At 72.0% G+C, this 11533-nt stretch carries 6 protein-coding genes; 5 read left to right on the top strand and 1 reads right to left on the bottom strand.

All coding sequences use genetic code 11. The annotated features are described in order from the left end of the window. Positions 1 to 10: 10 nt before the first annotated feature. Entirely contained in the window at positions 11 to 1594 is a 1584-nt protein-coding gene (locus ABT095_RS02885) for a chitinase (protein ID WP_350527454.1), read from the bottom strand. A gap of 330 nt (positions 1595 to 1924) precedes the next feature. Between ABT095_RS02885 and ABT095_RS02880 the strand changes: the two genes are divergently transcribed. The 5 genes from ABT095_RS02880 (at position 1925) to ABT095_RS02860 (ending at position 11532) form a co-directional block, all read left to right on the top strand. Next, the gene (locus ABT095_RS02880) at positions 1925 to 2719 is read left to right on the top strand and encodes an isoprenyl transferase (RefSeq protein ID WP_350527453.1); all 795 of its coding nucleotides are present in this window, start codon (positions 1925 to 1927) and stop codon (positions 2717 to 2719) included. Between the two features lie 209 nt (positions 2720 to 2928). After that, entirely contained in the window at positions 2929 to 4263 is a 1335-nt protein-coding gene (gene phoH2, locus ABT095_RS02875) for an RNA 5'-3' helicase PhoH2 (protein ID WP_350527452.1), read from the top strand. 494 nt (positions 4264 to 4757) lie between these two features. Next, complete coding sequence (locus ABT095_RS02870; RefSeq protein ID WP_502884803.1) at positions 4758 to 5450, top strand: aggregation-promoting factor C-terminal-like domain-containing protein; 693 nt, start codon at positions 4758 to 4760, stop codon at positions 5448 to 5450. Positions 5451 to 5851: 401 nt separating this feature from the next. Next, entirely contained in the window at positions 5852 to 7168 is a 1317-nt protein-coding gene (locus tag ABT095_RS02865; RefSeq protein WP_350527450.1) for an AI-2E family transporter, read from the top strand. 107 nt (positions 7169 to 7275) lie between these two features. Beyond that, positions 7276 to 11532: a hypothetical protein gene (locus ABT095_RS02860; RefSeq protein WP_350527449.1), complete on the top strand. Its 4257-nt coding sequence runs from the start codon at positions 7276 to 7278 to the stop codon at positions 11530 to 11532. The last annotated feature ends 1 nt before the right edge of the window (position 11533 follow it).

Here is an 11533-nt window from a genome sequence, read left to right as displayed (position 1 = left end):
CGGCTCGGTACTACGGCATCGCGTGCACGTGCGCGCCGACGTTGTTGGAGAAGTCGTTGGCGTTGGCCGCGTCCCAGTTGGTGGACCAGGTCATCGCGCCGCGGATGGCCGGCCACTTGGCCGGGGGCACGAAGGTGCCGCAGTGGCTGCCGGTGGCCAGGCAGTCCAGCGCGTTGTCCACCACGGTCGGGGAGACGTAGCCGCTGCCCGCGCCCTTGGCCGAGGCCGGGACGCCGATGCCGACCTGGTCGGGCCGCAGGCCGCCCTGGATGTGGGTGCAGACCTGGCTGGTGATGAAGTCCACCGTGCCCTGGGAGTAGACGTTGCCGTCACAGCCGTTCATCGAGCCCGAGTTGTAGAACTGGGTGTTGACGACGGTCAGGATGTCCTTGGTGTTCAGCGCCAGCTGGAAGTAGGCGCCGGAGGTGTTGTACATCCCGATGGTCTCGGGGGCCATGGTCAGCACGAAGCCGGAGCCCACCTTGCCCGCCAGGGTGTGCAGCGACTGCGCCAGGTACGTCGGGTCGACGCCGTTCTCCAGGTCGATGTCCACGCCGTCGAAGCCGTAGCTCTGGATCAGCGCGTAGGCGCTGTTCGCGAAGTTGGCGGCGGCGGTGGAGTTGGCGACGCTGATCGCGCCGTTCTGGCCGCCGACCGAGAGCACGACCTTCTTGCCGGCCGCGTGCTTGGCGGCGATGTCCGCCTTGAAGTCGGCGTCGGTGTAGCCGCCGAGCGCGGTGGCGAGCTTCGGGTCGAGCGTGAAGGTGATGCCGCCGGGCTTGGTGGCGTCGGCGTCGGCGAAGGAGACCGCGATGATGTCGTACGCGCTCTGGACGTCCTTGAGCTTCTGCACGGTGGCGCCGTTGTCGAAGTCCTGCCAGTAGCCGGTCAGCACGTGCTTGGGCAGGCCGGTTGCCGGGGGCGGCGTGGTCGGCGTGGAGGTCGGGCTGGAGCTGGGGCTCGACGTGGGGCTCGAGGTCGGGGTCGAGGTGGGGGTCGACGTCGGGCTCGACGAGGGCGAGCTGGAGGGGGAGGAGGACGGCGAGCTGGACGGCGAGCTGCTCGGCGAGGGCGAGGAGGTGCCGCCCGGTCCGGTCAGGGTGATGTCGTCCGCGTTGTAGGTGCCCTGCCCGTACCAGCCGTGCACGTAGAGGGTGACGCTGGTGGTGCTGGGGCCGGTGGTGAAGGTGGAGCCGAGCTGGTTCCAGCTGGTCTGGCTGGACCACGAGCTCGGGTCGGTGCCGCCGGTGCCGGTCGCGCCGAGGTAGACGTACGGGCCCTGGACCCAGCCGCTCAGCGTGTAGCTGGTGCCGGGGAGCACCGAGACGGTCTGCGTGCACTGGGCGGTGTCGGAGCTGCTCGGGGTCGCGGCCAGGGCGGCGGCGCCCGAGTGGGCGGGGGCGCCGGTGGTCGCGGTGCCGACGCAGCTCCAGCCGGAGAGGCCGTTCTCGAAGCCGCTGTTGGTGACCAGGTTGCCGACGGCGGCGTTGGCGCCGCCGGCGAAGAGGGCGAGGCCGGTGCCGGCCAGGGCGAGGGCGGTGGTGCCGGCCAGCAGAGCGGCGGGGCGGCGGCGGGTGGTGCGGTGACGGGCCATGGGTGCGCTCCGTATAGGGGAAGGAGCCGCCGCGGTGGGGGCGCGGCGGCTCCGCGTGGGGGAGGAAGGGATCGCAGGGTGATGTGTCCTCGGTCACAAGCTGGACTAGACCAATGGCAGCCGTCAAGCATTCAACGGGTCGCTTACGAGACATTTAAGGAACCGGAGACCGTTCCGTGTCCGCTCCGCCCACCCGTGGCTCACGGCCTCCGCACCAGACCGTGACCCTGTCGATACCTGCGGCTTTACCGTGTCCGGGCAGGCCGGAGTAGGCTGCGCGGGGGCATTTTTTTCGCAACCAGGGGCTGAGTACGGAGGGGCCGTAACGTCATGGGTCTGCGCGACGTGGTCGAGCGCACGCCGGGTCTGCGGACCCTGCTGGAGAACGCCTACCGGGTGTACGGCCGTCGGGTCGAGGTGCACCTGGACCAGACCCCGCACCACATCGGCGTCATCCTGGACGGCAACCGCCGCTGGGCCAAGGCGGTCGGCGGTACCACCGCCCACGGCCACCAGCGCGGCGCCGACAAGATCAGCGAGTTCCTGGGCTGGTGCGAGGAGACCAGGGTCCAGGTCGTGACGCTGTGGATGCTCTCCACCGACAACCTCTCCCGCCCGGCGGAGGAGCTGGTGCCGCTGCTCGGCATCATCGAGGACACCGTCCGGCGCCTGGCCGCCGACGGCCGCTGGAAGGTCCACCCCGTCGGCGCGCTCGACCTGCTGCCGCAGCACACCTCGGACGTGCTCAAGGAGGCCGCGCAGGCCACCGCCGACAACAGGGGCGTCACCGTCAACGTCGCGGTGGGCTACGGCGGGCGGCACGAGATCGCCGACGCCGTCCGCTCGCTGCTCCAGGAGCACGCCGGCAAGGGCACCTCGATCGAGGAGCTGGCCGGGCTGCTGGACGTCGAGCACATCGCCGAGCACCTCTACACCAAGGGCCAGCCCGATCCGGACCTGGTGATCCGCACCTCCGGCGAGCAGCGGCTGTCCGGCTTCCTGCTCTGGCAGAGCGCGCACAGCGAGTTCTACTTCTGCGAGGCCTACTGGCCGGCCTTCCGCCGGGTCGACTTCCTCCGGGCACTGCGCGACTACCAGCAGCGCAACCGCCGGATGGGGCTGTAGTCCCCACAGGTACCCGGGTGGTCCCACGACACGCCAGGACTCCCGTCCCGACTTCGGGGCGATCAGGTAAACGTTCATCAACATCGGCCACCGGCATGAATGCTCCTGGCCCCGGTGGGAATACCGAAGGCAGACCGGTACCCCGGCCACCGGGGTCGCGGGGACCGGCATGCCGCGGGTGACGCAGGGTCATCCGCTCTGGAGGCCTAGTGGTCAGTACCAAGAGCCGCCGGACACCAGACCGGCGCACGTACGTTCTCGACACCAGCGTGCTCCTGGCAGACCCGCTCGCGCTGACGCGCTTCGAGGAGCACGAGGTCGTCCTCCCCGTGGTGGTGGTCACCGAGCTGGAGGCCAAGCGCCACCACCCCGAGCTGGGGTACTTCGCCCGACAAGCGCTCAGTCTGCTGGACGACTACCGGATCAGACACGGGCGCCTGGACGAGCCGATCCCGGTGGGGGAGCTGGGCGGCACCATCCGGGTGGAGCTCAACCACTCCGACACCTCCGTCCTGCCCGCCGGCTACCGCCTCGGCGGAGGAGAGGCGGACACCCGCATCCTGGCGGTGGCCAGGAACCTCCAGGCCGAGGGGTACGACGTCACGGTCGTCTCCAAGGACCTGCCGATGCGGATCAAGGCCAGTTCGGTAGGCCTGCTCGCGGAGGAGTACCGGGCCGAGCTGGCGATCACCTCGGGCTGGACGGGCATGTCCGAACTCCACGTCGGCGGCGACCAGGTGGACGCCCTGTTCGGCGCCGGCCACGACGCCGCGGTGGAGATCGACGGTGCGGAGGACCTGCCGGTGCACACCGGCCTGGTGCTCACCTCCGAGCGCGGGCGGGCGCTCGGCCGGGTGACCAGCGACGGCCGGGTCCGGCTGGTGCGGGGCGACCGCGAGGCGTTCGGCCTGCGCGGGCGCAGCGCCGAGCAGCGCGTCGCGCTCGACCTGCTGCTCGACCCGGAGGTCGGCATCGTCTCGATGGGGGGCCGGGCGGGCACCGGCAAGTCGGCGCTGGCGCTCTGCGCGGGCCTGGAGGCGGTGCTGGAGCGTCAGCAGCACCGCAAGGTGATGGTCTTCCGTCCGCTCTACGCGGTGGGCGGGCAGGAGCTCGGCTACCTGCCGGGCTCGGAGACCGAGAAGATGAGCCCCTGGGCACAGGCCGTCTTCGACACCCTCTCCGCCGTCACCACGCCGGACGTGATCGAGGAGGTGATCTCCCGCGGGATGCTGGAGGTGCTGCCGCTCACCCACATCCGGGGGCGCTCGCTGCACGACGCCTTCGTGATCGTGGACGAGGCGCAGTCGCTGGAGCGCAACGTGCTGCTCACGGTGCTCTCCCGGATCGGCCAGGGCTCCCGGGTGGTGCTGACCCACGATGTCGCGCAGCGTGACAACCTGCGGGTCGGCCGGTACGACGGAGTGGTGGCGGTGGTGGAGAAGCTGAAGGGGCATCCACTCTTCGCACACATCACCCTCACCCGCTCCGAGCGTTCGCCGATCGCGGCGCTGGTGACCGAGATGCTGGAGGACATCCAGCTCTGACCTGCGCGGACGGGCTGCACCTGACCGCCTGACAATCCGGGCATAGGGTGTCGAACTACCCCGCCGGAGCGCACCGTTCGACGGTGCGCTCCGGCTTTCGCATCACATCCGACTGTCGTTTGTCAGGAGAATCACGAAACTGCCCGGGCATCCCCCTTGTGAGATGCGCCACGCAACCGAGAATTGCGCCCGGCCGTCCAAGTGCGGCATGGTGAGGTTTCTGTCAGGCCCCGCGTACGGCGTGACAGGGCTTCCGAGAGGCGGCCCGCGCCACCGAAAGGTGACGGTGTGTACGAATCGCCCGGCAACTCCGGTCGGCGGGCGGACAACTGAAGACCGCTGAGCCGTACGCCGCCCGATCCAACCGCCGAGCCGACGCGAGTCGACCAGGCGCCGGGCCAGTGCCTCCCGTGACCAGCGCGGTGTGGAGGCCAGTGCCAAGGGGCATGTTGCGCCCTCACGGTCACGCGCGGGCGATGCTGGAAGGAAACCATGTGACTCGGATCTCGGTCCGGGGAGTTGCTGTGGCCTCCGCCACCGCCGTCACCGCTGTCGGTGCCGTCGTGGGTGTGGCCTCGGGCAGCGAGGGCTCTCAGGTCTCGACGGTGGACGTCGCGGGTGCGACGCTGCTCGCCGACGTGCCGATGGGCGCCCACGCGCAGACCGTCAGCGACAACTTCAGCGCTCAGGCCAACGCTCAGCAGGTCTCGGCAGACGCTGCCGCCAAGAAGGCCGCGGAGGAGGCAGCCCGTCAGAAGGCCGCCGCCGACGCTCAGGCCAAGGCGGACGCGGAGAAGGCCGCCAAGGCCGCCGACGACAAGCGCAAGGCCGACGAGGAGGCCGCCAACCGCGCCAAGGCGCGTTCGGCCCTGGTCGCCGACACGACCTCGTACAGCCCTGGCTCCGTCCAGGCGCTGGCCGCGGGGATCATCGGTGACGACGCCCAGTTCCAGTGCTTCAGCCAGATCGTGAAGCGCGAGAGCGGGTGGGACTACACCGCCACGAACTCCGGCTCCGGTGCGTACGGCCTCGTGCAGGCCCTGCCCGGCTCCAAGATGTCCTCGGCGGGCTCCGACTGGCGCACCAACCCGGCCACCCAGATCAAGTGGGGCCTGGGCTACATGAACGACCGCTACGGCTCGCCCTGTGGCGCGTGGTCCTTCTGGCAGTCGCACCACTGGTACTAGAACTGCCGCAAGAGGCCCCCGACCTTCCGGTCGGGGGCCTCTTCGTGTCTGCTTCGTGTCTGCTTCGTGTCTGCTTCGTGCCTGCCGGCGAGGGCGGGCCACGCCGCCCGGCGGACGCTGACCTGGGCCCGGCGCGGGCGGTGCGGCCCTGGGATGCGGACGCGGGGCGCCGGAGAGGGTCCTGGTGCTCCGGCCCCGGCCGGTCCGCCGACAGTTGGCCTTGTGGCTGGTCTCCTCCCCCGTTTCAGCTGACTGAAACCACCTGATCCGTCATCTTTCGGGCGTTTTGTCCCCTGACGGATTCCGGCCCGGTCTCCGGCGGCGCCCGCCGGGGCAGGTAGCGTCGTGCCGGACGGCCGTGGCGGGGACCAACGGCCGCTGAGCCGGACGGGGATCGGTGGATGTCGGATTTGCGAGGTCGACGGGTGGTGTCCTGGGCCGGAGCGCTGGCCACCAGGACCCTGACCGCGATGGAGCAGCGGCGCCGGGCCGCCGGGCGACAGGAGGACGGACCGGTGGGCACAGGCGACAGGACGACGGTGGTGGCGGAGCCCGAGGTGCTGCCCGCGCCTCGAGAGCCCGGTGAGCGCTACGGCCGGGACCACCGGCCGGGCCGCCCGGCCCACCCGGCCGAGGCGGTGCCGTGGAGCCTGCGGGTGGCCGCCGAGTCCACCTGGCGGCTGCTGCTGCTCGCGGCGGCGCTCTACCTGGTCTTCGAAGTGGTCGACATGCTGCGCCTGGTCGCCTTCGCGGTGCTGGCCGGCCTGCTGATCTCGGCCCTGCTCGAGCCGACCGTCTCCTGGCTCAAGCGGCACGGCTGGCCGCGCTGGCTGGCCGCCGCGGCGACCTTCCTGAGCGGGGTGGCCGGGATCGTCGGGGTCGGCTGGTTCGTGGTCTGGCAGGTGACCAGCAATCTCAAGTCGGTCTCCGACCAGGCCCAGCAGGGCGTCTACCGGCTGCGGGACTCGCTGATCAGCGGGCCGTTCCACCTGACCCAGCAGCAGATCTCCGACTTCGCCAAGCAGATCTCCACCGCGATCGGCACCAACACCGAGCAGATCACCTCGCTGGGCTTCACCGGCGTGGCGATCGCCATCGAGGTGCTCACCGGCATCCTGCTGGCCGCCTTCACCACGTACTTCCTGCTCTACGACGGCGCCAGGATCTGGAGCTGGCTGCTGCGCGCGCTGCCCCGCCACTCCCGCTACGCGATGGCGGGCGCCGGGCCCAAGGCCTGGGCGACACTGACCGCGTACGTCCGGGGCACCGTCTGCGTGGCCTTCATCGACGCGCTCTGCATCGGGATCGGCATCCAGCTGCTCGGGGTGAAGCTGGCGATGCCGCTGGCGGTGCTGATCTTCCTGGGGGCCTTCGTGCCGCTGGTCGGCGCGCTGGTCACCGGGACGATCGCGGTACTGATCGCCCTGGTCACCCAGGGGCCCTTCACCGCGCTGATGGTGCTGGTCATCCTGGTCGCCGTGCAGCAGATCGAGGGCCACCTGCTCCAGCCGCTGATCCTCGGCCGGGCGGTCCGGGTGCACCCCCTCGGCGTGGTGCTCGGCGTCGCCGCGGGCTCGATCGTCGGCGGCATCGGCGGCGCCATCGTGGCCGTCCCGCTCATCGCGGTGACCAACACCGTCGTCTCCCACCTGCGCCGCCGCAACGCCGCCGGCCAGGAGGTGTTCGAGGCCCTCGAAGCCGCCCGCCACGGCGCCTGACAGTTGGACACCTTCTCCTGATACCCTGCCGCCCTTTCGTGCTTTCTCATCCACGCCCGGTCGTGAGTGACCGAACTCCCGGGCGGGCAGGCATCATTGGGGGATCGATGCTGGGAAGACCCAGCCCTGGGCGGCCGGCGGGCAGACCCGTCGGCGGGCCCGGACGGCTGATCGGCACCGTGCTCTGTACGCTGGCCGTTCTCGCGACGGCCCTGGTCCCGGCGGCCGGTACGGCCATCGCAGCCACTGCAGCCACTGCCGCCGCCGCACCGGCCACGGCGGCGGCGAAGACCCGGCAAGCGCCGAAGGCGGCCCCGGCCGTCGCCGGGCCCTGCACCGGTCCGCTGACCTTCGGCACGCCGCTCGACTGCGTGTACATCCAGGGCGGCCAGCGCCAGAAGTACACCGTGACGACCACGGCACCCAACGACCACGTCCTGATCCGGCTGAGCGGTGCCACCGCTGTCGGCGGCACGCTCACCCTGCCGGGCGGTGACCCGGTCTCCGCCCCGATCTGCAATGCCTCGACCACCGGGTCCGTGGCCGACTGCGCCGTTCCCACCCCGGGTAGTTACGACCTGACGGTGGAGACCGGGACCGGGCTCGCCGGCCCCTACAGGGTGGTGGTCGACTCCACGGCCAGCGGCGCCTGCACCCAGCTCACCGACGCCGACTTCGCCGTCACCAGCGCCGAGCTGACCAGCACCCTGGTCGCCGGCTCCACCGGGGACTGCTACCGCTTCACCCAGCCCAAGGGCAGCCGACTGTTGCTCCTGCCCCGGGACACCACCCTGGATTTCGAGCTGCACTCCTCGCTCGTGGACGCGACGGGCCACCCCGGCTGCGAGGGCGGTGTCACCACCGGCGAGTGCACGCTCACCGGCACCGGGCCCTACACCTGGCGCGGCTACTCCGGCAGCGCCATCGCGGGGACGTACGGCCTCCACCTGACCCGGCTCGACGGCCTGCAGGGCTGCGCACCGCTCGCGGTCGCGCCGTTCGGTGACCCCGGTGCGGCCGTGACCAGCGGCACCCTCACGAACGACCTCACCTGCCGGACCGTGCACGCCGAGCCCGGCCTGCACGACGTCCGGCTGCAGCCGGGCGGCGGTGCCCTCAACTTCTCGTGGGGGGTCTACGCCAAGGACGGCACCAACGTCTGTGCGAAGACCTACCCGGGCGGCCCGTGCACCATCGCCGCCACCGGCGACTACACGCTCCTCGCGCACGGCGGCAACTACTGGCACAACGAGCCCTTCAAGCTCTCGGTCGTCAACCTCTCCGGCACCACCGGGTGCGCCCCGGCCGTCGGCACCGGCTTCGCCGCGCCGACCCTCACGGGCACCCTGGTCAGCGGGCTCGAACTCGACTGCCAGTACATCGACGCCGCGCCGGGCGAGCGGCTCATCGCGCCCAGCAAGGGGCTCGAGTCGACCTTCGCCGACTCGACGGGCACCTCCGCCTGCCGGCGGCCCGACGACCAGCCCGGCTGTGTGCTGACCGGCTCTGGCCCGTACCGGGTGCTCTCCTCCCGTGAATTCGACTCGGGCAGGTACCCCTTCGACTGGCGGATGCAGATCCGCCGGATCTCCCACCCGGCCGACTGCCCGGCGCTGGCCGCCCAGCCCTTCGGCACCGCCGCGGACACCAGCACCATTCGGTGCCGTACTGTCACCGTCGCCGCCGGGGCCCTGCTGACGAGCGCCTTCGGCCCCGGCACCGGGGGCACGACCGGCCCGCTGACCGTCGGGCTCTACGACGCCGACGGCAAGGTGATCTGCAGTCAGTACCAGCCCGGGTGCACCGTGCCCTCGGCCGGGACGTACATGATGCTGCTCGGCACCTCCCTCGACGTGGTCGAGGGCGACACCCACGTGGAGTTCCGGGCCGCGAGCGAGACCCGGGGCTGCGTCGCCACCGGTGACAGCGGCTTCGCCGACGGGCCGGTGACCGGTGCGATCACGGCGCTCGGCCAGGTCGACTGCCTGACGTTGCCGACGCCTTCGGGCGGGTCCGTGGAGCTCCACCCCACGCCCGGCGGCCCGCCGTTGACCGGCCAGGTGCTGGACGCCACCGGTGCCGTCCAGTGCGGCAAGCCGTACTGGGCCGAGTGCCCGCTGACCGGGCAGGCGCCGTTCCGGCTGCTGCTCGACCAGGGCACGGCCACCGGCGGGTACGCCGTCACCATCGGGCGCATCGACGTCCCGTCCGGCTGCGCGGCCTTCCCGCAGACCTCCTACCAGGACGCGACGGGCACGGCGGTCACGCTGGCCCAGGCGCACCCCGTCCGCTGCCTGGCCGTCCCGGCCGGACAGCACTCGACGGGCGAGCAGTTCGGCGTGGACGCGGGCCCGGTGACGCCCCTCCCGGCGTGGCTGGAGGTGTTCGGCCCGGACGGCAAGGAGGTCTGTGGCGGCGGCACCTATCAGCGGTGGGCGGCTTGCCGGCTCGACCCGGCCAAGGCGTACACCGTGCTGCTGTTCGGTGACGGGGCGGACCACGACTACCGGGTCGTCCGCCGCGACGTCGGGGCGAGCGCGCCGTGCGGCAGCCCCGCCGCCACCACGGTCGGCGGCACACCGGTCCGGGGGCAGCTGGCCGCCCCGCAGGGGGCGGCCTGCACCCGGGTGACGGCCAAGCCCACCGACCGCCTCCGGTTCACTTCGAGGAACAGCGACGGCTCCGTCCTGATGGTGGTGACCGACGCCGACGGCAAGTCGCTCTGCACCCCCAACGGCTCCTTGCCGTACTGCGACGTCACCGGCTCGACCGGCTACCAGGCGGAACTGTTCACGAACGGCGCCCAGGGCTCCGCGCTCGGCTACCAGCTCGACACCTGGCGGATCGGCGACGCGGGCGCCGTCCCGACGGACTGCCCGGTGCTCGCGGCCGACGCCAACGGCTCCGGCCCCCTCACCGGCACGCTCACCCTCGACCACCCCGCCGTCTGCCTCAGCGTCGCGATGAGGCAGTGGGGCGACATCCTGGTCAGCGGGGCGGGATTCGCCCCTGCCCTGCCGCAGGCGCAGCTGATCGGCGGTGACGGTAGCGACTACTGCACGTACTACAAGGCGACCACCGACACCACCACCACCTGTAGCGCGTACGGCGACGACCAGCCCTACCGGCTGCTGCTGACGCTGCACCCGGGCGCGACGAAGTCCGACTACCAGGTCTCGGTGACCTGCGCAGCGGGCCCCATCTGCGGGCTGGTGACCCCCGGGGTCGACCCGGGTACGGCCTTCTCCCCGCTCACTCCGTCCCGTCTGCTCGACACCCGGACCGGCCTGGGCCGGCCCGGTACGGCGGCCGTCCCGGCCGGCGGTACGGTCGACCTCCAGGTGACCGGCCGGGGCGGGGTGCCGGCGGACGGCGTCCGCTCGGTGGTGCTCAACGTGACGGTGGCCGACCCGAAGGCGGCCGGCTACCTGACCGCCTGGCCGTCCGGTACGCCGCGGCCGACGGCCTCCTCGCTCAACTGGGTGGCGGGCAGGGGCGTCCCGAACCTGGTCACCGTGCCGGTCGGCGCGAACGGCAGGGTCACGCTCTACAACGGCAGCCCCGGCACCTCGCAGTTGGTCGCCGACGTGCTCGGCTACTACGGCCGGGGGGTGGGCGCCGCGTTCGATCCGCTCACGCCGCAGCGGGTGCTCGACACCCGGACCGGCCTGGGCCGGTCCGGCGGCGATCCGGTCGGGGCCGGGCAGACGGTGGTGCTGAAGGTCGCGGGCCAGGGCGGCGTCCCGGCCACCGGGGCCTCGGCGGTGGCGCTCAACGTCACCGTCACCGACACCACCGGGCCCGGCTACCTGACGGCCTGGCCGAGCGGCTCGGCGCGCCCGGTCGCCTCCAACCTGAACTGGGTCGCGGGGCAGACCGTGCCGAACATGGTGGTCGTGCCGATCGGGCCCGACGGCACGGTCAGCCTCTACAACGGTTCGCCGGGCAGCACGCAGCTGGTCGCCGATGTCGCCGGGTACTACGCCGGCGGCTCGGGCGGCTCGCTCTACCGCAGCGCCGGGCCGGTCCGGGTCATGGACACCAGGCTCGGCCAGGGCGCCCCGGCCGCAGCCGTCCCCTCGCACGGCACGGTGCTGCTCGACGTGAACGGCGGAGCGGGGGCCGCCAAGCCCAAGGCGGTCGTCCTCAACGTCACGGTGACCCAGCCGACGGACTGGGGTTACCTGACGGCCTGGCCGTCGGGCGGCCCCCGGCCCACCGCGTCCAACCTGAACTGGGTCAAGGGCCAGACGATCGCCAACCAGGTCGTCGTCCCGGTCGGGGCCGACGGGAAGGTCGCGTTCTACAACGGCGGAGCCGGCTCGGTGCAGGTGGTGATCGACCGGATCGGCTTCATCGGCTGAC

The organism is Kitasatospora sp. NPDC002227 (assembly GCF_040296285.1).
In the GTDB taxonomy this organism is placed as follows: Bacteria; Actinomycetota; Actinomycetes; order Streptomycetales; family Streptomycetaceae; genus Kitasatospora.
The sequence above is the reverse complement of the archived record's forward strand: the minus strand, read 5'-3'. Positions and strand labels throughout refer to the sequence as shown.